The following is a 21147-nucleotide window of genomic DNA, read 5'->3' as shown; positions in this document are numbered from 1 at the left end:
TAAGCAACGCCTGCAATAATTAATGCTTTCTGTTAGCGCTTCTTCTGAGCAAAAACGACGCGCGCCAGAATGTTTAGCAGCAGAACACATAGGGTAATCAGTAATACCCCAGCCCAAGCCAGCTCTTGCCACTCGGCAAACGGGCTCATTGCAAACTTAAATATGGTGACCGGAAGGTTGGCAATCGGCTGCGACATATCGGTGCTCCAAAACTGGTTGGAGAGCGATGTAAACAGCAGCGGTGCAGTTTCACCGGCAATACGCGCAATCGCTAACAGCACGCCGGTTATGATGCCGGACACCGATGCTTTCAACGTGATAGCAGAGATCATCTTCCATTTTGGTGTTCCCAGCGCATAGGCCGCTTCACGCAGGCTATCGGGCACCAGTTTCAGCATATTTTCAGTAGTACGAATAACGATAGGGATCTGCAACAGCGCCAGCGCAATCACTCCCGCCCAGCCGGAGAAGTGCTGCATCTTGGCAACCACGATGGTGTAAACAAACAGTCCAACCACAATAGACGGCGCAGAGAGCAAGATGTCATTAATAAAGCGGATAAAATTCGCCAACCATCCTTTGCGACCATACTCAGCTAAATAGATACCGGCCATAATTCCGAGCGGAGTACCAATCACCGTCGCCCATAGAATGAGCAAGCCAGAACCGGCAATGGCGTTAGCCAAACCTCCACCTTCACTGTTTGGAGGAGGCGTCATTTCGGTGAACAGCGCGATAGACATGCCATCAACGCCTTTCGTGATTGTCGAAAACAAAATCCACACCAGCCAGAACAGCCCAAAGGCCATCGTGACCATCGACAAAAACAGCGCAATGCGGTTTTTCTGACGACGCCATGCCTGCATTTTTCGGCGTGAACTGGCTAAAGCCTGTGCGTCATTCATATCAATCATCGCCATCTTAACGTCCCTCATTCTTATCAAGACGTAAAATCATCAGCTTGGACAACGCCAACACAATGAACGTGATAACAAACAGGATCAGGCCTAACTCCATCAGCGCCGCCGTATGCAGACCTGACTCGGCCTCAGCAAATTCATTCGCCAACGCAGAAGTAATACTGTTCCCTGGCATAAACAGCGAAGCGCTGTCGAGCTGGTAGGTATTACCAATGACGAAAGTTACCGCCATGGTTTCGCCCAGCGCGCGCCCTAACCCCAGCATGATGCCGCCGATCACCCCATTTTTGGTGAACGGAAGAACAATGCGGCTCATCACTTCCCACGTCGTACAGCCAATGCCGTAGGCAGATTCTTTCATCATCACCGGCGTTTGCTCAAAAACGTCACGCATTACGGCGGCAATATAAGGAATGATCATGATGGCAAGAATCACACCGGCAGCCAAAATACCGATACCAAACGCAGGGCCAGCAAAGAGTTCACCCACAATCGGAATACCGGAAAGCACATCACCCACCGGGGTTTGGAAATATTCGGCAAACAGCGGAGCAAAAACAAACAGGCCCCACATGCCATAAACAATGCTCGGAATAGCGGCCAACAGCTCAATCGCAACACCCAGCGGGCGGCGCAGCCAGTTTGGCGCGAGTTCAGTAAGGAACAACGCGATCCCGAAGCTCACAGGAACGGCAATGACTAAGGCGATGATAGAGGTGACGATCGTGCCGTAAATCGGCACCAACGCACCAAACTGCTCCGCCGGTGCGTCCCACTCTTTGGACCACAGGAAAGCGAAGCCAAACTTCTGAATGCTCGGCAGCGACGCGATAAACAGCGAAACAATGATGCCGCCCAGCAACAATAGGGTAATCAGCGCTGCTAGTTTGACTAGAGCACCAAAGATAACGTCACCGTTTTTGCTCGGTGGTTTTATTTTTGATTCTTTCTTGGGCAATGAAGGCTTAGATAACGGATGATCAGCCATGTGATTCTCTTCTTAAACTAGAGTTCCGCTTCCAAAGCATCGGCTCTGGAAGCGGATGAAACATTAGTACAGCGCTTTACCTGAACTGTCTTTTACGTTGGTCTTCCATGCTGCACGGATTTGCTCAACGACAGCGTTAGGCAACGGTGCATAGTCCAAGGCGCTGGCTTCTTTGCCGCCATTTTTATAGGCCCAGTCGAAGAATTTCAGTACCGCAGCGCCCTGCTCTGGTTTCTGCTGATCTTTATGCACCAGAATGAAGGTGGTGGAGCTGATAGGCCATGCATTAGCGCCTTTCTGGTTGGTTAGGTCTTGGGCGAAGGATTTACTCCAGTCAGCGCCTTTAGCCGCGTTGCTAAAGCTCTCTTCCGTTGGTAGAACAGCGTCACCATCCGCAGAAATCAGCTTGGTATAAGCCAGTTTGCTTTGCTTAACGTAAGCATACTCAACATAGCCAATGGAGCCTGGCAGACGCTGGATGAACGCAGCAACGCCGTCGTTACCTTTGCCGCCCAAACCGGTTGGCCAGTTAACGGTAGAACCTGCACCAACTTTAGATTTCCAATCTGCGTTTACTTTCGCCAGATAGTTGGTGAAAACATAAGAAGTGCCAGAGCCATCAGCGCGGCGAACCACGGCAATATTAGTATCTGGTAGTTTTAAACCTGGGTTTAATTTGGTGATCGCTGGATCATTCCATTTTTTGATGTTGCCCAGATAGATATCACCCAGAGTTTTGCCATCCAGCGTCAGTTCGCCAGATTTCAATCCCGGAATATTCACCGCCAGCACCACTCCACCGATAACGGTTGGGAACTGGAACAGACCGTCTGCGGCCAGTTTTTCATCGGTCAGCGGCGCATCAGATGCACCGAAATCAACGGTGTTTGCAATAATTTGCTTAACGCCGCCGGAAGAACCAATACCTTGATAGTTAACTTTGTTACCGGTTTCTTTCTGATAGGTATCTGCCCACTTAGCATAAACAGGCGCGGGGAAAGTCGCACCGGCACCGGTCAAGCTGGTCGCAGCGGATGCAGACATTGTAGTCAGAGAGCAAGTTGCAGCAACAATGGCAGCAACAGTCTTATGGGTAACCATTTTTTTAGTGACAACCAAGGAACGCATCGGCTTCATATTCCCTCCACAGGGAGTGTTATTCATCAGCATCAGTGTGAACAATCAAGTTTAAGTATGGTGCAGGAGGGAAAATAAGGCAGTTTGATGACAGTAAAATGTATGGAATATGACAGTTTTATTACAAATGAAATGTTTGTTGGCGGAGAAAAATGAAAAAGCCCCGCGAACGGGGCTTAGAGATGGGGTTACTCAACGGTTACCGATTTAGCCAGATTTCGTGGCTGATCGACATCAGTGCCTTTGATGAGCGCCACATGATACGAAAGCAACTGAAGCGGAACGGTATAGAAGATCGGTGCAATGACCTCTTCTACGTGCGGCAGAGAAATAATGCGCATCCCTTCGCTATCGGTGAAACCAGCGTCTTTATCGGCAAAGACATACAGCAAACCGCCGCGCGCGCGAACTTCTTCAATATTGGATTTCAATTTTTCCAACAGTTCGTTGTTTGGCGCAATCACAACCACCGGCATATCGGCATCAATCAGCGCCAGTGGCCCGTGTTTGAGTTCACCAGCCGCATAGGCTTCTGCATGAATATAGGAGATCTCTTTAAGCTTCAGAGCCCCTTCCATTGCGATGGGATACTGATCGCCACGACCGAGGAATAGGGCATGCTGCTTATCCATGAAATCTTCGGCCAGTTCTTCAATGCCCTGATCCATTGATAACATCTGTTCAATACGCGCAGGCAGTGCTTGAAGGGCGTGAACGATATCGTGCTCAACCTGTTCAGGCATCGCATGCAGGCGGCCAATACGCGCCACCAGCATCAGCAAAACGGTTAACTGAGTGGTAAACGCTTTGGTTGACGCAACGCCGATTTCTGTTCCCGCTTTGGTCATCAGAGCCAAATCAGATTCACGCACCAGCGACGAACTGGCTACGTTACAGATAGCCAACGAGCCTAAATAGCCAATCTCTTTGGACAAACGTAAAGCCGCTAACGTATCCGCCGTTTCACCCGACTGAGATAACGTAATGATCAGGCTGTTTTTGCGTACTGCAGACTTGCGATAGCGGAATTCAGAAGCAATCTCCACGTCACAAGGCACACCGGCCAGAGATTCAAACCAATAGCGCGCCACCATACCCGAGTGGTATGAAGTCCCACAGGCGATAATTTGGATGTGCTCAACCTTCGCCAGCAGCGTATCGGCTTTCTCACCAAGTTCACCCAGATCCACTTTGCCGTGGCTAAAACGCCCTTCAAGGGTATTTTTGATGGCTAACGGCTGCTCATAGATCTCTTTTTGCATGTAGTGGCGATATGCGCCTTTGTCACCCGCGTCATATTGCACGTTGGATTCAATTTCTGCGCGTTCAACGGCATTGCCTTCTTTATCAAAGATCTTCACCGTGCGGCGTGTTACTTCAGCAATATCGCCCTCTTCCAAGAAGATAAAACGGCGGGTCACAGGCAGCAGTGCCAGCTGATCGGAGGCAATAAAGTTTTCGCCCATCCCGCAACCAATTACCAGCGGGCTGCCAGAGCGAGCGGTGACCAGTACATCGGGATGGCGGGCATCCATCACGACGGTACCGTAAGCACCGCGCAGCTGTGGGATAACGCGTTGAACAACTTCTAGTAGCGAGCCACCTGCCTGTTGCTGCTCCCAATGGGTGAGATGCGCGATCACTTCGGTGTCAGTTTCAGACGTAAAGTGATAGCCACGCTCAATCAGCAACGCACGAAGAGATTCGTAGTTTTCGATAATACCGTTGTGTACCACGGCAATATGTTCAGAAACATGCGGGTGCGCATTATGTTCGGTGGGTTCACCGTGTGTTGCCCAGCGAGTATGCGCAATACCGGTTCCACCGGTCATTGGGCTTTCCGCTACGGCATCACTGAGAGCCTGTACCTTTCCGACGCGGCGGATACGCTGCATATGCCCCTGATGATCAACAACCGCCAGACCCGCAGAATCATAACCACGGTATTCTAAACGACGCAGACCTTCTAACAGGATTTCTGCAATATCACGCTGCGCAACTGCGCCAACAATTCCACACATAGTGTTTGATTCCTATAACAAGAACAGCCTTTCGTTAGCTGTTCTGTCGATGTCCGTACGATCTGATTTGGTGCCCCGAGCCTGTAGAGATTGGGGCGATTCCCCTATGGGGATATTATTGTTTACTGCTTATTTTGTTCTGTGCCTTGATAAACAAGGCACAGTGCAAAATAGATTACCAATGTAATCATCAACCGGATTTAACGGGGATAACCTATCTTATTTAGCAGCTATTTCTTTACTGGGCGCTTCCAGCCTTGGATATGCGTTTGCTTAACGCGGCTTAAAACCAGCTCTTTTTCCGCCACGTTTTTCGTTACGGTGGTGCCCGCAGCAATAGTGACACCGTTGCCAATGGTGACTGGAGCCACCAGCTGAGTATCAGAACCCACAAACACATCGTCACCGATAATGGTCTTGAATTTATTGGCGCCATCGTAGTTACAGGTGATCGTACCCGCACCAATGTTCACGTTGTCGCCAATCTCCGCATCGCCTAAGTAGGAAAGGTGTCCCGCTTTGGAGCCTTTGCCCAAGCGCGCTTTCTTCATCTCTACGAAGTTGCCAACATGCGCTTTTTCAGCCAAATCCGCACCTGGACGCAGGCGAGCAAATGGCCCCACGGTACATTCCGTCGCTAAAGTAGAGTTTTCAATCACGGTATAAGGGCTAATTTCGCAATCATCGCCGATAACGCAGTCTTTCAGCACACAGCCAGTGCCGATGCGCACGCGATCGCCTAGCTTAACGGTACCTTCGATAATCACGTTAGTATCAATGGAGATATCGCGACCATGGATCAGTTCACCGCGCAGATCGAAACGAGCAGGATCAAGCAGCATCACGCCAGCTAACAGCAACTTCTGCGCCTGTTCAGATTGATATTCACGCTCTAATGCTGACAGTTGCAGACGGTTATTAACGCCCTCAACCTCACTCAAACGGTCAGGATGAACCGCTTCGATACGGTGACCTTCCTGATGCGCTAACGCGATGATGTCAGTGATGTAATATTCACCCTGCGCGTTATTGTTGTTGAGTTTGCCTAACCAACGCTTTAGATCGCGACCGCTAGCAACCAGAATGCCGGTGTTGATTTCATTGATTTTATGCTGCTCTGCCGTGGCATCTTTGTGTTCAACAATGCCCACAACGTTGTCGTTTTCGCGCACGATGCGGCCATAGCCTGTAGGATTCGCAAGCTTAACGGTCAGCAAACCAATACCACCTTGCGGCTTAGCGGCTAACAAGCGTTGTAGAGTTTCACCGGAAATAAGTGGCACATCGCCGTACAGCATCAACACATCTTCATCATCAGAAAAATGTGGCGCCGCTTGTTGCATCGCATGCCCGGTACCCAGCTGTTCGGCCTGTAATACCCAGTTCAGCGGCTGGTCTGACAGTTTTTCTTTTAACAGATCTCCACCATGGCCATAAACCAGATGCACGTTCTGTGCGCCTAACTTTAAAGCCGTATCGATGACATGCTGAACCATTGGCTTTCCAGCCAGAGGATGAAGCACTTTAGGAAGATCGGAATACATACGAGTACCCTTGCCTGCGGCAAGAATAACAACGCTTAAAGAACTGTTAGACATAAGCAACCTGATTCATTCAAATTGATGGGCAAAGTAAACCTGTTTGGTAACAGAATTACTACATATTTCTCAGCACAAAACTTTCGTAAGTCGCGCTGGCTGCGGAATAGACACATAATAAATAACAGCGGGCAGAATGGGAAAATATGTCTGCGAACAGAGACAAATAATAGGTTAATTGCACAACGTTTAGGCGAGATTTGCTCTGGGGAAAGTCTTATTTTCAGAATAAAAAAAAGCGGCCTTTCAGCCGCTTTTTATTTGGAGTCTGCTTACATCGCTTTCTTGGTCAATTCGATAACGCGAAGTTTCGCGATCGCTTTGGACAATTCCGCTGATGCCTGAGCATAGTCAACATCGCCGTGCGAGTTATTGATGTGTTCTTCCGCTTTACGCTTAGATTCCATCGCTCGCGCCTCGTCGAGGTCTTGACCACGAATGGCGGTATCTGCCAACACGGTTACCGAGCTCGGCTGTACCTCAAGGATACCGCCGGACAGGTAGATGAACTCTTCTTCACCATGCTGTTTAACAATACGCACCATGCCAGGCTTAATGGCAGTAAGCAGCGGGGCGTGACCAGGGAAAACCCCTAGCTCACCTTCACTACCTGTCACCTGGATTTTCTGTACCAGCCCAGAGAACATTTTCTGCTCTGCGCTGACAACGTCCAGATGGTAAGTCATAGCCATATCAACCTCCTCTCAAGGCGTTACAGTTTCTTGGCTTTTTCCACTGCTTCTTCAATGGTGCCAACCATGTAGAACGCCTGCTCTGGCAGATGATCGTAATCACCATCCAGAATGCCTTTGAAACCACGAATGGTATCTTTCAGCGAGACGAACTTGCCCGGAGAACCGGTAAAGACTTCAGCAACGAAGAATGGCTGTGACAGGAAACGTTGGATTTTACGCGCACGAGCAACGACCAGTTTGTCGTCTTCGGACAGTTCGTCCATACCCAGAATCGCGATGATATCTTTCAGTTCCTGATAACGTTGCAGAATAGACTGCACGCCACGTGCCACGTCGTAGTGTTCCTGACCCACAACCAGTGGATCCAGCTGACGGCTGGTGGAATCCAGCGGGTCAACGGCTGGGTAGATACCCAGAGAAGCGATCTGACGGCTCAGTACCACGGTTGCGTCCAAGTGAGCAAAGGTGGTTGCTGGTGATGGGTCAGTCAAGTCATCCGCAGGTACGTAAACGGCCTGAACAGAGGTGATTGAACCCGTTTTGGTCGAGGTGATACGTTCTTGCAGAACACCCATCTCTTCCGCCAGCGTTGGCTGATAACCTACCGCAGAAGGCATACGACCCAACAGTGCAGATACTTCGGTACCGGCCAAGGTATAACGGTAGATGTTATCGATGAACAGCAGTACGTCACGACCTTCGTCACGGAACTTCTCAGCCATAGTCAGACCGGTCAGCGCAACGCGCAGACGGTTTCCTGGTGGCTCGTTCATCTGGCCATAAACCAGTGATACTTTGTCCAATACGTTGGAGTCGGTCATTTCGTGGTAGAAGTCGTTACCCTCACGAGTACGTTCACCCACGCCGGCAAATACAGAGTAACCTGAGTGCTCGATCGCGATGTTACGGATCAGCTCCATCATGTTTACTGTTTTACCAACACCCGCACCACCGAACAGACCAACTTTACCGCCCTTAGCGAACGGACAAATCAGGTCCATTACCTTGATACCAGTTTCCAGCAGTTCTTGCGAGTTAGACAGTTCTTCGTAGCTTGGAGCTTCACGGTGAATAGCCCAGCGATCTTCTTCGCCGATATCACCCTTCATATCAATTGGCTCACCCAGTACGTTCATAATGCGGCCTAAGGTCGCTTTACCTACTGGGACTTCAATCGGGTGCTCCAGGTCAACAACGTCCAGTCCGCGACGCAGACCGTCAGAAGTACCCATAGCGATACAGCGTACAACGCCGCCGCCTAGCTGCTGCTGAACTTCCAGTACCAGTTTAGTGGCACCGCCTTTCACCTCAAGTGCGTTATACACTTTAGGCACGGCATCTTGCGGGAACTCGACGTCCACCACAGCGCCGATAACCTGGATAATCTTTCCAGTAGCCATCTTGAATCCTCTACGTAATTCGTAAAACCTAGCTTAAACCGCGGAGGCTCCACCGACGATCTCGGTGAGCTCTTGGGTAATGCTGGCCTGACGAGCTTTGTTGTATACCAACTGCAGCTCTTTGATCAGGCTACCGCCGTTATCAGTTGCGGCTTTCATCGCAACCATTCGAGCGGCCTGCTCACTGGCCAGGTTTTCCACGACGCCCTGATAAACCTGAGATTCCACATAACGACGCAGCAAGGTATCCAGCAGCGCCTTAGGATCGGGTTCGTACAGGTAATCCCATGATTTCTTCTTCAACTCGCTATCATCAGACGGTGGCAGCGGCAACAGCTGAAGGATCTGAGGTTCTTGAGACATGGTATTGATGAACTTATTGCTCACCACATACAGTTTGTCCAGACGCCCTTCATCATAAGCCTGCAACATCACTTTTACCGGCCCAATCAATTCAGACAGGGAAGGGTGGTCACCCATACCGGTTACCTGTGCAACGATATTACCGCCCACAGAACCAAAGAAAGATGCTGCTTTGGAACCAATCAGCGCGAGATCAACTTCAACGCTTTTTTCGTTCCAGCTTTTCATATCCGTCAGCAGTTTTTTGAACAGGTTAATGTTCAAGCCACCACACAGACCACGGTCGGTAGAAACCACCAGATACCCCACGCGCTTAACGTCGCGCTCTTCCAGGTACGGGTGTTTATATTCCAGATTACCAAGGGCAAGGTGACCAATCACTTTGCGCATGGTTTCTGCATAAGGACGGCTGGCCGCCATGCGATCCTGCGTTTTACGCATTTTGGAGGCGGCGACCATTTCCATCGCTTTAGTGATCTTTTGCGTGTTTTGGACGCTTGCGATCTTACTACGTATCTCTTTTGCGCCGGCCATCTCTGCTTCTCCTCAAGACCTTACGGCCCGACAGCATTCTTTAACGAAAACCATCAGGCCGTAACGGTATTACCAGGACTGGGTTGCCTTGAAGGTATCGAGGATGCCTTTCAGCTTGCCCTCGATCTCGTCATTGTAAGCACCAGTTTGGTTGATTTGTTGCATCAGGTCAGCGTGCTCACGTTCAACATAAGCCATCAGAGCAGCTTCAAAGCTGCCGATCTTAGCCAGTTCAACGTCTTCCAGATAGCCACGTTCAGCTGCAAACAGAACCAGAGACTGCTCTGCAACCGACATCGGTGCATACTGTTTCTGTTTCAGTAACTCGGTCACTTTCTGACCGTGGTTCAGCTGTTTACGGGTTGCATCATCCAGATCGGATGCGAACTGAGAGAACGCAGCCAGTTCACGATACTGTGCCAGTGCGGTACGAATACCACCGGACAGTTTTTTCATGATCTTGGTCTGAGCAGCACCACCAACACGGGATACAGAGATACCCGGGTTTACCGCAGGACGAATACCGGCGTTAAACAGGTTAGATTCCAAGAAGATCTGACCATCGGTAATCGAAATTACGTTGGTCGGAACGAACGCAGAAACGTCACCCGCCTGAGTTTCAATGATCGGCAGAGCCGTCAGTGAACCGGTAGCGCCTTTTACTTCACCCTTAGTGAAAGCTTCTACGTAATCGGCGTTAACACGCGCAGCACGTTCCAGCAAACGGGAGTGGAGATAGAAGACGTCGCCTGGGAATGCTTCACGACCTGGTGGACGACGAAGCAGCAGGGAAATCTGACGGTAAGCAACCGCTTGTTTAGACAGGTCATCATAAATGATAAGCGAGTCTTCACCACGGTCACGGAAGTATTCGCCCATCGCACAACCGGCATACGGAGCCAGGTATTGCAGCGCAGCAGACTCAGAAGCAGATGCAACAACAACAATGGTGTTAGCCAGTGCGCCGTGCTCTTCCAGTTTGCGAACGACGTTTGCGATAGTCGAAGCTTTCTGACCGATAGCGACATAAATACATTTGATGCCGGAATCACGCTGGTTAATGATGGCGTCAACTGCCAGAGCGGTTTTACCGGTCTGACGGTCACCGATCACCAGTTCACGCTGACCACGACCGATTGGGATCATGGCATCAACGGACTTATAACCAGTCTGTACAGGCTGATCAACGGATTGGCGTTCGATAACGCCCGGTGCGATAGCTTCAACGGCAGAGAAGCCGTCGTTGTCTACAGGACCTTTACCATCGATAGGTTCACCCAAGGTGTTAACCACGCGACCTAACAGGCCACGACCAACCGGTACTTCCAGAATACGGCCAGTACACTTAACTTTCATGCCTTCGGCTAAGTCAGCGTATGGACCCATAACTACCGCACCAACAGAGTCGCGCTCTAGGTTCAGTGCGATAGCGTAGCGGTTGCCTGGCAGCGCGATCATCTCGCCCTGCATAACATCCGCCAGACCATGAACACGGATAATACCGTCGCTCACGGACACAATAGTACCTTCGTTGTGAGCTTCGCTCACCACATTGAACTGAGCAATGCGCTGCTTGATCAGTTCGCTGATTTCGGTGGAATTCAGTTGCATGCTCCAGTCCCCTTAAGACTGCAAGACGTCTGCCAAGCGTTCCAGACGACTGCGAATACTGCCGTCGATCACTAGGTCGCCAGCGCGAATAACCACGCCAGCCATGACAGACTTATCAATTTTGCAATTCAGCTTCACTTTACGTGACAGACGTTTTTCCATCGCGGCACTGATTTTATTCAGTTGCTCATCGCTTAAAGTTGCTGCTGAAGTAACTTCCACGTCAACCGTGGCCTCCAGCGCATCGCGCAGCGTATTAAATTGCTGCAACACCTCAGGAAGAACTAATAAACGTCCGTTCTCAGCCATCACTTTAATAAAGTTCTGGCCGGATTCATCGAGCTGATCACCACACAATTCAATGAACAGGTTGGATAATGTTTCCGGTGCTAATGCACCAGAAAGCATTTCAGCCACGTTCTCGTTGCGGGTCACCTCAGCGCAGAACGCTAGCATTTGCTGCCAACGGTCTACGTTCTGGTGCTCAACGGCAAAGTCAAAAGCTGCTTTGGCGTAGGGGCGAGCTACCGTGATAAATTCAGACATCAGCCCCTCCCTCCTTACAGTTCAGCGACCAGTTTATCAACGATGTCGCTGTTAGCAGCTTCATCCACGGAACGTTCGATAATTTTCTCGGCACCAGCAATAGCCAACGTAGCAACTTGCTTACGCAGCTCTTCACGAGCGCGTTTACGTTCTGCGTCGATTTCAGCCTGCGCCTGCGCCACGATTTTGTTACGTTCCTGCTCAGCTTCTACTTTAGCTTCGTCGATGATTTGAGCTTTGCGTTTGTTCGCTTGTTCAATAATCACCTGAGCGTCGGCTTTAGCTTTTTTCAGCTGGTCGGTCGCATTGGCTTGAGCTAAGTCCAAATCTTTCTTCGCACGTTCTGCACTTGAGAGGCCGTCAGCAATTTCTTTTTGACGTTTCTCGATGGCATCCATAATTGGAGGCCATACATACTTCATGCAGAACCATACGAACAAAATGAACGCGATGGCCTGGCCGAGGATTGTTGCGTTAAGATTCACAGCACAATGCCTCTTAAATAGTTAATTGGTATGTGTTTCTTTACGGTAGAAGAGCCAAGGCTCTTTTACGCGACAGCAAACATGACGTACAGACCCAGACCAACAGCGATCATTGGGATAGCATCCACCAGACCCATAACGATAAAGAACTGTGTACGCAGCAGAGGAATCAGGTCAGGTTGGCGTGCAGCGCCTTCCAGGAATTTACCACCCAGGATGCCGATACCGATCGCAGCACCGATTGCCGCTAAACCCATCATCACAGCGGCAGCCATGTACAGCAGATCCATACTCAGGTTTTCCATGACAGTCTCCAGTTTCTTTCAGTTTAAACGCAGTAGTGTTATTAAAAATATCAGTGCTCTTCAGACGCCATCGAGAGATAGACGATCGTCAGAACCATGAAGATAAAGGCTTGCAGCGTAATAATCAGGATGTGGAAGATAGCCCATGGAACATTGAGCACCCACTGTGACCACCACGGCAACAGACCGGCAATCAGGATGAAAATCAGCTCGCCGGCATACATGTTACCGAACAGTCGCAAACCCAGTGAAACCGGCTTAGACAACAGGCTGACGCCTTCCAGAATAAGGTTGATTGGAATAAATACAGGATGATTGAACGGCTGCATGGTCAGTTCTTTAACGAACCCACCGACACCTTTCATCTTAATGCTGTAGAACAGAATCAGGATAAATACGCCCAGCGCCATCGACAACGTAACGTTTACGTCAGCCGTAGGTACAACACGCAGCGCTGGTAAACCAAGGATATGCTCGCCGATGTAAGGCAAGAAATCGATTGGCAGCAAGTCCATCAGGTTCATCAGGAAAACCCAAACAAACACGGTCAGAGCCAGAGGGGCAATAACCTTGCTTTTACCGTGATACATGTCGCGCACGCTGCTATCGACGAAGCCGACAACCAGTTCAACCGCACACTGTAATTTACCCGGAACACCGCTAGTCGCGTTTTTAGCCACTTTGCGGAAGATAACCAAGAAGAGTAGGCCGAGGACAACGGAGAAAAACATTGAGTCAATGTTGATCGACCAGAATCCCGTCCCGATCTGAAGCTGTGTCAGATGGTGACCGATATACTCTTGTGGCGTAGAGATTTCTCCTGCAGACATGATGCCTCTTACCCTTTAAGTAGTTAAGTACGGTAACTGTTTTAATTTAAGGCCGTTTTACAACAGGTCAGCTATTGCGACCTATTATTGCTGGTGCCACGATCTGAACAACCAACACAGCGATATAAGTCAGGCCAAGCGGGAATAACGCCGCCTTAAACCACCCCAGTGACACGATCATAAGAACAATCGTGCTGACGACCTTTAACGCCTCACCAATAGCAAAAGACCATGCTACTCGGCCTCCTGCTGGAGTATGAGCTTGATGACGCAAAGCAAACAGCATGAAAACGACGCTAGGCAACCACGCTGACAAGCCACCGAGAACGGCTGAAAAACCCCAGCTTATCTCTTTAGCTGAAAAGCCGATGCCGAACAGAACAAAAGTCAGTAACTGCAGAGCCAGTAATTTTCGCGCTGCCTTGCCGCTATAAAGCGTTACAGACATGACGTTTGCTCTCTCCGTACCCCTCTGGGGGTATGCTGATTGAGTGACGTAATAAAACTGCCTTTACGAGGCCGAGTCAAGCTAGAAAAACGAGCAAATTATACGGTGCACAACAACAAATTCAATGGATAAGTAGCGAAAAAGTGAATAATAAATTAAATACTTTCACCTTTTAACGACAATCGCTAAGAATTGTCAGAATACCATATCTCATTGCTTTGTCCGACAATTCCACCGTTACAATATATGAGCGATCACAGATCACAAAAGTAAAAACAGAGAAGTCTTATATACCATGTGGTCTTTACTGTGTTTTAGCTAAATGAGCGCTTTAATTTATTTAAAATCATAAAGTTAAAAATTAAAAGTTTAGGCTTCATTTCACAAACCAGAAATAAACATATTATTGACAAACTAGACATCTTTAATTGTTTATTTCTACCTTTAATCCAACTAGAAATAACGCATTCAATTCATTCGAATGCTAAACATACAGTGCGTTCGGTAAGAATATCGTCTTTTAATAGCGCTAATTGTGAAATAAAAGTAAAAAAACAAACCCCATCAGGCTAATAATTTAGCTATTCAATGATTAGTTCTCAGCCGTAACTTTTTTAACTTTTTTTGACAAAAGGCAAAATTAGTTTGCCTTAAGAATAACCAAATGCCTTTCACCATCAAGAGTAGGCACATGTAACCGCTCAACGGACACCAGCTCAATGCCCGAAGGTAACTGCGCCAGTTCGTCATCAGGGCGAACCCCCTTCAACGCATAAAAGCGGCCAGTCTCTGCCTTTGGCAAATGGTGACACCAAGAAATCATATCCTGCAGAGAGGCAAATGCGCGACTAATAACGCCGTCAAACGGTGGCTCTGCGGGGAACTCTTCAACTCGGCTTTGTACCGGCTCGATGTTAGTCAGCTTCAGCTCATGCTGCACCTGACGAAGAAAACGCACGCGCTTACCTAAGCTATCGAGGAGAGTAAAATGAGAATCTGGACGAACGATGGCCAGCGGGATCCCTGGAAGACCAGGGCCAGTGCCAACATCAATAAAGCGGTCGCCTTTCAGGAAAGGGTTAACCACGATGCTGTCGAGAATATGGCGAACTAACATCTCTTTAGGATCGCGGACAGAAGTCAGGTTATAGGCCTTATTCCACTTATCCAACAAACCAACATACCCTAATAGCTGTTGTTTTTGCTGATCGGTTAGCGAAATTCCAGCTTTAGCTAGCAGAGTATCGAGTTGTTTTTGCACTGAAGAATCCTCGGTCAAACATGGGCATCAGCCTTAAAAGGCCCAGCCCAGTATGATGCAGTTAAATCGGAACAGAGTGAAGCATAGCAATAAAAAAACCGCACTGTTTGGTGCGGTTTTAGACAGATTTAAGCGCTACGTCGCAGTAAGCCCTGTTTTTTCAGCCAAATCAGCAAAATTGAGATGGCGGCAGGCGTTATTCCAGAAATACGTGATGCCTGACCAATTGAACTTGGTTTGTGATCGTTAAGCTTCGCAATGACTTCATTCGACAGCCCAGAAACCAGCGAATAATCCAAGTCAGCCGGCAACAACGTATTTTCGTTACGCAGGTGTTTTTCAATCTCTTCCTGCTGACGAGCAATGTAGCCTTCGTATTTCACTTGGATCTCGACCTGCTCAGACGCTTTTTCGTCTTCCAAGCCAGGTGCAAACTGAGCAAGCTTGGTCAGTTTGGCATAATCGATCTCAGGACGACGCAGCAGATCTTCACCGTTAGCTTCACGGGAAAGAGGCGCTTTTAGGATTTCATTCAGCGGAGCAACATGCTCAGAGTTTGGATGAACCCAAATATCACGCAGGCGCTGACGTTCGCGCTCAATATTTTCAAGCTTCTGATTGAAGTGAGCCCAACGTACATCATCAACTAAGCCAAGTTCACGACCGATAGCTGTTAAACGCAAATCAGCGTTGTCTTCACGCAGCATCAAGCGATATTCCGCGCGAGAGGTAAACATGCGATACGGTTCTTTGGTACCCAAAGTACACAGGTCGTCCACCAGCACGCCAAGATAGGCCTGATCGCGACGCGGTGACCAACCTTCATCTTCGTTAGCAAAGCGTCCCGCATTCAGACCCGCCAATAGCCCCTGAGCGGCAGCCTCTTCATAGCCGGTCGTGCCGTTGATCTGCCCAGCAAAGAACAAACCTTGGATATGTTTGCTTTCCAGCGTTGGTTTCAAATCACGTGGATCGAAGAAATCATACTCAATGGCGTAGCCAGGACGAACAATTCGCGCGTTTTCCATACCTTCCATTGAGCGAACAATTTGCATTTGAACGTCAAATGGCAAACTGGTTGAAATCCCGTTTGGATAAATTTCGTTGCTGGTTAGCCCTTCAGGCTCCAGGAAGATCTGATGAGCATTACGATCGGCAAAGCGCATAACTTTGTCTTCGATCGATGGGCAATATCGTGGCCCGATCCCTTCGATGATCCCGGCATACATTGGGCTACGATCCAAATTATTACGGATCACATCATGAGTGCGTTCGTTGGTATGCGTGATGTAACACGGCATTTGTTCTGGGTGCTGAGAAGCATTACCCATAAACGAGAATACTGGAGACGGATTATCACCATACTGGGGTGCTAACACGCTGAAATCGATAGTTCTGGCATCAATACGCGGTGGCGTTCCCGTTTTTAGACGGTTAACGCGCAGTGGTAATTCACGTAGACGACGAGAAAGGGCGATAGCAGGAGGATCGCCAGCACGGCCACCGCTGTAATTTTCTAGACCAATGTGGATCTTTCCATCAAGGAAGGTTCCAACGGTCAATACGACGGCCTTAGCACGGAATTTTAAGCCCATTTGGGTTACCGCACCAACCACACGATCGTTCTCGACAATCAGATCTTCAACCGCTTGTTGGAAGATCATCAGGTTGGGCTGGTTTTCCAATGCGGTGCGTACCGCTTGGCGATACAGAACACGGTCTGCCTGAGCGCGAGTAGCTCGAACGGCTGGGCCTTTGCTGCTGTTTAGTATCCTAAACTGAATGCCGCCGTGGTCAATTGCGGTCGCCATTAAGCCGCCTAACGCATCGACTTCTTTAACCAGATGTCCCTTTCCGATACCACCAATCGCCGGGTTACAAGACATTTGTCCAAGCGTATCAATGTTATGCGTTAATAATAAAGTTTGTCGCCCCATTCTAGCGGACGCCATTGCAGCTTCTGTGCCTGCATGGCCACCACCGATAATGATGACGTCAAAGATATCTGGATAAAACATGGTACTGCACCTCGCGAAGACCGGAAGGCTATGAACGATCGTTTTTGCCTTGGGGTGGGGATTCTACTCAAGTTTAGAGGAAGGTCAAACGGGTAGGAGAATCACTAAGTATTAAAAAGATCTTTTTATTTAAGGATCTCTTTATTAGATCTTACTACTAGGATCGCGATCCTCTGTGGATAAGCCTAATTTCAACATTAAGATCAATATCCTATCAAGGATCATTGGTTGTGGATGATCGGTGATCCCATTCCGTATAAGCTGGGATCTAAATGGCACTTTATACACAGGCTGAAAAACGTACTCCGGTTGTTATTGGGATAACTACCGGTTATCAGACCCTTTTAAGCATACTTATCCACATACCGATCGCACAATTTGTACGCTTAATTGATAACTTTGACCCATTTCGTGAGCCAAATCTCAGCGGGATCCTCTGGAATATCGTGTTTGGTAATATCGATCTCCAGCATATCGCCGATCCGCTGAGCGCCAAACGCGATCAAAATACGATCGACAGTTTTGATCCCTCCACAGAAGGTGTCGTATTCACTACTACCGAGACCCATTGCGCCAAAACGAACCTGAGTAAGATCCGGCTGCTGTGTTTCAATCTGTTCGAATAAAGGTTGGAGGTTATCGGGAAGCTCACCAGCACCATGCGTTGACGTCACAACCAGCCAAATACCTTGCATGGGAACTTCATCGAGTTCTGGGCCATGCAGTATCTCTGTGGAATAGCCCTGTTCTTCCAGCTTTTCAGCCAGGTGTTCAGCAACATATTCGGCGCTACCTAAGGTGCTGCCACTGATGAGAGTAATATCAGCCATAATGATCCCAACCTTTATAAAGGCGGCTATTGTACGCCGGGAAAGGGCTGGGATCTACCTGTGGATAATGTGGGTATGAAAGAAAATAACTTAGGGCGTAATATCGCGCATGATGGGATTCTGCAAGGAGATCAGCGTTTCCGTAGATTGGATCTCGTCGATGGTCTGGATCTTGTTGATAAGTACGTGTTGTAGCGCATCAATTGATCGTGTCATGACCTTAATAAAGATGCTGTAGTGCCCCGTCGTGTAATAGGCTTCAACCACTTCTTCTAAACTCTCCAACCGTGCTAATGCAGATGGATAGTCTTTGGCACTTTTCAAAATGATGCCTATAAAGCAGCAAACATCGTAGCCCAGCTTCTTTGGGCTCACCTGTATACAGGCTCCGGTAATAATTCCCGCCTGCTTCATTTTCTCCACGCGAACATGAATGGTGCCTGGACTCACGTTGAAGACTTTGGCTAATTCAGCGTATGGCGTGCGCGCATTTTCCATTAAAGCGTTAAGAATGCCGCGATCGAGATTATCGATCTGGTAAATTTCTGCCAATTTATCACCTCTTTTTTAGCGATTAGTTATTTTTAACGGGTTAAAAATGATGGAATAAAACCTAAAAGGCAATATTTATTGTTGGATATTGAATCTTGATGCCATTCTGTTGCTTAATCTGTTTTAACAAAGACAGGTTAATGTGAGAACGGCAATGAAAAAACAATTTATACAAAAACAACAACAAATCAGCTTCGTGAAATCTTCCTTCTCTCGCCAACTGGAAAAACAGCTTGGTTTAATTGAAGTTCAAGCGCCTATTCTGAGCCGCTTAGGTGATGGTACTCAGGATAACCTGTCTGGCAGTGAAAAAGCGGTACAGGTAAAAGTGAAGACGTTGCCGCAAGATACGTTTGAAGTTGTGCATTCTCTGGCTAAATGGAAACGTAAAACCTTGGGTATGCATGATTTTGGCCCAGGTGAAGGCTTATACACCCACATGAAAGCGCTGCGCCCAGACGAAGACCGTCTGACGCCAATCCACTCGGTTTTCGTTGACCAGTGGGATTGGGAACGCGTTATGGGTGATGGTCAGCGTACGCCAGAGTTTTTAAAAGAAACCGTACGTAAAATTTACGCCGCAATGAAAGCAACTGAAGCAGAAGTTGCCGCTGAATTTGGTATCGAACCTTCTTTGCCAGAAGAGATCCATTTTATCCACAGCGAAACGCTGCTGCGCCGTTTCCCCGATCTGGATGCAAAAGGCCGTGAACGTGCCATTGCGAAAGAATTAGGGGCGGTATTCTTGATTGGTATCGGTGGAAAGCTATCGCACGGCAAAGCGCATGATGTTCGTGCTCCGGACTATGATGACTGGACGTCGATTGGTGAAGAAGGATTTGCTGGTTTGAATGGCGATATCGTGGTGTGGAACCCAGTGTTAGAAGATGCGTTTGAGCTTTCTTCTATGGGCATCCGTGTTGACGCGGAGACGCTGAAGCGCCAGCTGGCACTGACCGACGACGAAGAGCGTATGAAGCTAGAATGGCATCAGTCGCTGGTTCGTGGGGAAATGCCACAGACTATCGGCGGTGGCATTGGTCAGTCTCGCTTGGTGATGCTGATGCTAAAACAGAAGCACATCGGTCAGGTACAGTGCGGTGTTTGGGCACCAGAAGTTCGCGATCAAATTGACTCGCTGCTCTAAGTATTAACGTTTCCAGCGCCGTAACAGGCGCCCTTTGATCCCGGTGTTAAAACGCCAGATATGATCAAAGATCTTCATAATGCCGGGTTTTCCGTGCTCAGACATAGCCACTGCGTGAAAACAGTGGCTATTGTTTTGCTGGAGCTGGCGAACCTGTTTCACCATATCCTCTGGCAGCCGTTGAGCGATAAAATCAGAGATAACCACGGCGTCAGCCTGCTTCCACGCCGATTGTTTCATCATCGCCACGGTGTACGATAAACATTGGGCTAAATCAGTCCCGCCGCGAAATCGCTGTGATAAAAATCGAATAGCCTGATCGATGCCTGAGTCTGCGGTGAGTTCATACTGCACCACGCTGCTGGAAAACAGCATGATGTAGCAGCGGCGATTGTCGGCAAGTGCCACCCGCAGCAGCGCCAAACAGAATGCTTTGGCACACTGTTCGTTAAACCCGCCCATGGAACCCGATGTATCCACGCAGACGATAAAAGGACCTCGCGGCTGTTGATGGGTTTTTTGATAGGTGATCGGGCGCTGAAATTCTTGCTCACGCCAAACGTCGCCTTGTAGGCGGTAGCTGAGTAGGCGTTTCTCCAGCAATCGACGGTAGAACTCAAACTCCAGCTCTTCCATTCCTAGCATCGAGAGTTCAGTCGGCAGAAGACGTAAAATATCGTCGCTTTGGTGAATCCCGCTGACTTCTTCAGGCATGATGGCGGGCTCACGTACCATGACTCGAGCCACTTCTTGCTCGGTGCTTTGCTTATCTTCAGCGGTTGATGCGCGGCTGCGACCGAGCTGCTCAGCCAGTTTTTTCAATTCAGGCTGCTGAGCTAAGAAATCGCCATATTGCACCATGAGCTGATAATCGCCGTGGTGTAACTCTCCTTTACTTAAGTCCCACAGCTTGCCCGCCGCGTTTTCGTTATCGACTAATACCGGCTCCAGCGCCCCGCTGATCTGCATACGCTGCTGTAACTCGGCTTGTAACAGCTCTCGCTCTTCATCTAATACCTGATGATGAAGCGTTAGGGTGCGGGCGATCAGGCTTAGTCTCCAACGCTGTAAGAACAACGTTTGAAAGCTAATGCTGCGCGGCGTGGCGCCATCGGGGCAAAGTGATTCGGCCTCATAGATAAAAGGCGATTCATGCTCACGTAATATGGCTAGCGTCTCGGTGAGTTGCTGAAAGAAATCTGCGCTTTGAAGCCCTAACTGATGCTGATAAAGCGTGAACTCATGCGCGAGATCCTCCGGTACGGAGGTTTCTTTGATCCTCCTTTCCAGTCGATTGCGCCAGCTTGGGATCTCGCCCTCAAGGATCGAACGTAAGCGTGGGAATTTCTCAAAGAAAACCGCCAGCTGTGGGGCGGCCATCAAACCAATGAGAAAATCCTGCATCAGTTCGTTTTCATTGACCACCAAAAAGGCTTCAACAGCTTCAAGAGTCGGCAT

20 protein-coding genes are annotated in these 21147 nt (G+C 48.9%); 1 reads left to right on the top strand and 19 read right to left on the bottom strand.

Features of this window, described 5'->3' with window-relative positions; genetic code table 11:
- Positions 1 to 32 precede the first annotated feature (32 nt).
- From pstA to asnC, 18 genes are all read right to left on the bottom strand, one after another.
- A complete protein-coding gene (pstA, locus tag U0008_RS21745) occupies positions 33 to 920 on the bottom strand; it encodes a phosphate ABC transporter permease PstA (protein ID WP_025797378.1) in 888 nt (295 codons plus the stop codon).
- A 1-nt stretch (position 921) separates the two neighbouring features.
- On the bottom strand, positions 922 to 1908 hold the full coding sequence (gene pstC, locus U0008_RS21740) for a phosphate ABC transporter permease PstC (RefSeq protein ID WP_043489957.1): 987 nt from the start codon (positions 1906 to 1908) through the stop codon (positions 922 to 924).
- Between the two features lie 63 nt (positions 1909 to 1971).
- A complete protein-coding gene (pstS, locus tag U0008_RS21735; RefSeq protein ID WP_043490045.1) occupies positions 1972 to 3009 on the bottom strand; it encodes a phosphate ABC transporter substrate-binding protein PstS in 1038 nt (345 codons plus the stop codon).
- A 224-nt stretch (positions 3010 to 3233) separates the two neighbouring features.
- Positions 3234 to 5066, bottom strand: a complete 1833-nt coding sequence (glmS, locus tag U0008_RS21730) for a glutamine--fructose-6-phosphate transaminase (isomerizing) (RefSeq protein ID WP_043489954.1) — start codon at positions 5064 to 5066, stop codon at positions 3234 to 3236.
- A gap of 230 nt (positions 5067 to 5296) precedes the next feature.
- Entirely contained in the window at positions 5297 to 6664 is a 1368-nt protein-coding gene (gene glmU, locus U0008_RS21725; protein WP_043489953.1) for a bifunctional UDP-N-acetylglucosamine diphosphorylase/glucosamine-1-phosphate N-acetyltransferase GlmU, read from the bottom strand.
- A 272-nt stretch (positions 6665 to 6936) separates the two neighbouring features.
- On the bottom strand, positions 6937 to 7356 hold the full coding sequence (locus U0008_RS21720; RefSeq protein ID WP_004093913.1) for a F0F1 ATP synthase subunit epsilon: 420 nt from the start codon (positions 7354 to 7356) through the stop codon (positions 6937 to 6939).
- A 20-nt stretch (positions 7357 to 7376) separates the two neighbouring features.
- Positions 7377 to 8759 (bottom strand): F0F1 ATP synthase subunit beta, encoded by a 1383-nt coding sequence (atpD, locus tag U0008_RS21715; protein WP_025797384.1) that lies wholly within the window; start codon positions 8757 to 8759, stop codon positions 7377 to 7379.
- Positions 8760 to 8792: 33 nt separating this feature from the next.
- A complete protein-coding gene (gene atpG, locus U0008_RS21710; protein ID WP_025797385.1) occupies positions 8793 to 9656 on the bottom strand; it encodes a F0F1 ATP synthase subunit gamma in 864 nt (287 codons plus the stop codon).
- Positions 9657 to 9725: 69 nt separating this feature from the next.
- Complete coding sequence (atpA, locus tag U0008_RS21705) at positions 9726 to 11267, bottom strand: F0F1 ATP synthase subunit alpha (protein WP_025797387.1); 1542 nt, start codon at positions 11265 to 11267, stop codon at positions 9726 to 9728.
- 12 nt (positions 11268 to 11279) lie between these two features.
- Positions 11280 to 11813 carry a F0F1 ATP synthase subunit delta gene (gene atpH, locus U0008_RS21700; RefSeq protein ID WP_025797389.1) on the bottom strand — a complete coding sequence of 178 codons (534 nt, stop codon included), beginning with the start codon at positions 11811 to 11813 and terminating at the stop codon, positions 11280 to 11282.
- A gap of 14 nt (positions 11814 to 11827) precedes the next feature.
- Positions 11828 to 12298 carry a F0F1 ATP synthase subunit B gene (gene atpF / locus U0008_RS21695; RefSeq protein WP_004093905.1) on the bottom strand — a complete coding sequence of 157 codons (471 nt, stop codon included), beginning with the start codon at positions 12296 to 12298 and terminating at the stop codon, positions 11828 to 11830.
- A 65-nt stretch (positions 12299 to 12363) separates the two neighbouring features.
- Positions 12364 to 12603 (bottom strand): F0F1 ATP synthase subunit C, encoded by a 240-nt coding sequence (gene atpE / locus U0008_RS21690; RefSeq protein ID WP_004093904.1) that lies wholly within the window; start codon positions 12601 to 12603, stop codon positions 12364 to 12366.
- A gap of 50 nt (positions 12604 to 12653) precedes the next feature.
- Positions 12654 to 13433, bottom strand: coding sequence for a F0F1 ATP synthase subunit A (gene atpB, locus U0008_RS21685; RefSeq protein WP_025797402.1), 780 nt, complete (start codon positions 13431 to 13433; stop codon positions 12654 to 12656).
- A gap of 67 nt (positions 13434 to 13500) precedes the next feature.
- On the bottom strand, positions 13501 to 13881 hold the full coding sequence (gene atpI / locus U0008_RS21680; protein WP_025797404.1) for a F0F1 ATP synthase subunit I: 381 nt from the start codon (positions 13879 to 13881) through the stop codon (positions 13501 to 13503).
- Positions 13882 to 14521: 640 nt separating this feature from the next.
- The gene (gene rsmG, locus U0008_RS21675; RefSeq protein ID WP_043489950.1) at positions 14522 to 15142 is read right to left on the bottom strand and encodes a 16S rRNA (guanine(527)-N(7))-methyltransferase RsmG; all 621 of its coding nucleotides are present in this window, start codon (positions 15140 to 15142) and stop codon (positions 14522 to 14524) included.
- 128 nt (positions 15143 to 15270) lie between these two features.
- A complete protein-coding gene (gene mnmG, locus U0008_RS21670; protein ID WP_043489948.1) occupies positions 15271 to 17160 on the bottom strand; it encodes a tRNA uridine-5-carboxymethylaminomethyl(34) synthesis enzyme MnmG in 1890 nt (629 codons plus the stop codon).
- 386 nt (positions 17161 to 17546) lie between these two features.
- A complete protein-coding gene (mioC, locus tag U0008_RS21665; protein ID WP_025797409.1) occupies positions 17547 to 17990 on the bottom strand; it encodes an FMN-binding protein MioC in 444 nt (147 codons plus the stop codon).
- A 90-nt stretch (positions 17991 to 18080) separates the two neighbouring features.
- Positions 18081 to 18542, bottom strand: coding sequence for a transcriptional regulator AsnC (asnC, locus tag U0008_RS21660; protein ID WP_004093884.1), 462 nt, complete (start codon positions 18540 to 18542; stop codon positions 18081 to 18083).
- 154 nt (positions 18543 to 18696) lie between these two features.
- On the opposite strand from asnC, the gene asnA reads away from it, so the two are divergent.
- On the top strand, positions 18697 to 19689 hold the full coding sequence (asnA, locus tag U0008_RS21655; protein WP_043489944.1) for an aspartate--ammonia ligase: 993 nt from the start codon (positions 18697 to 18699) through the stop codon (positions 19687 to 19689).
- 3 nt (positions 19690 to 19692) lie between these two features.
- On the opposite strand, the gene viaA is transcribed toward asnA, so the two are convergent.
- Positions 19693 to 21147: an ATPase RavA stimulator ViaA gene (gene viaA / locus U0008_RS21650; RefSeq protein ID WP_025797414.1), complete on the bottom strand. Its 1455-nt coding sequence runs from the start codon at positions 21145 to 21147 to the stop codon at positions 19693 to 19695.

The sequence above is a fragment of the Hafnia alvei genome (assembly GCF_034424155.1).
Taxonomy (GTDB): Bacteria; Pseudomonadota; Gammaproteobacteria; order Enterobacterales; family Enterobacteriaceae; genus Hafnia; species Hafnia alvei.
Note: the sequence above shows the minus strand (reverse complement) of the source record. Positions and strands in the feature narration are given on the sequence as shown.

Coding starts and splice junctions, on each gene's coding strand:
- pstA (WP_025797378.1), bottom strand. CDS start 920: ATGGCGATGATTGATATGAATGACGCACAGGCTTTAGCCAGTTCACGC.
- pstC (WP_043489957.1), bottom strand. CDS start 1,908: ATGGCTGATCATCCGTTATCTAAGCCTTCATTGCCCAAGAAAGAATCA.
- pstS (WP_043490045.1), bottom strand. CDS start 3,009: ATGGTTACCCATAAGACTGTTGCTGCCATTGTTGCTGCAACTTGCTCT.
- glmS (WP_043489954.1), bottom strand. CDS start 5,066: ATGTGTGGAATTGTTGGCGCAGTTGCGCAGCGTGATATTGCAGAAATC.
- glmU (WP_043489953.1), bottom strand. CDS start 6,664: ATGTCTAACAGTTCTTTAAGCGTTGTTATTCTTGCCGCAGGCAAGGGT.
- U0008_RS21720 (WP_004093913.1), bottom strand. CDS start 7,356: ATGGCTATGACTTACCATCTGGACGTTGTCAGCGCAGAGCAGAAAATG.
- atpD (WP_025797384.1), bottom strand. CDS start 8,759: ATGGCTACTGGAAAGATTATCCAGGTTATCGGCGCTGTGGTGGACGTC.
- atpG (WP_025797385.1), bottom strand. CDS start 9,656: ATGGCCGGCGCAAAAGAGATACGTAGTAAGATCGCAAGCGTCCAAAAC.
- atpA (WP_025797387.1), bottom strand. CDS start 11,267: ATGCAACTGAATTCCACCGAAATCAGCGAACTGATCAAGCAGCGCATT.
- atpH (WP_025797389.1), bottom strand. CDS start 11,813: ATGTCTGAATTTATCACGGTAGCTCGCCCCTACGCCAAAGCAGCTTTT.
- atpE (WP_004093904.1), bottom strand. CDS start 12,603: ATGGAAAACCTGAGTATGGATCTGCTGTACATGGCTGCCGCTGTGATG.
- atpB (WP_025797402.1), bottom strand. CDS start 13,433: ATGTCTGCAGGAGAAATCTCTACGCCACAAGAGTATATCGGTCACCAT.
- atpI (WP_025797404.1), bottom strand. CDS start 13,881: ATGTCTGTAACGCTTTATAGCGGCAAGGCAGCGCGAAAATTACTGGCT.
- mnmG (WP_043489948.1), bottom strand. CDS start 17,160: ATGTTTTATCCAGATATCTTTGACGTCATCATTATCGGTGGTGGCCAT.
- mioC (WP_025797409.1), bottom strand. CDS start 17,990: ATGGCTGATATTACTCTCATCAGTGGCAGCACCTTAGGTAGCGCCGAA.
- asnA (WP_043489944.1), top strand. CDS start 18,697: ATGAAAAAACAATTTATACAAAAACAACAACAAATCAGCTTCGTGAAA.
- viaA (WP_025797414.1), bottom strand. CDS start 21,147: ATGCCGACTCTTGAAGCTGTTGAAGCCTTTTTGGTGGTCAATGAAAAC.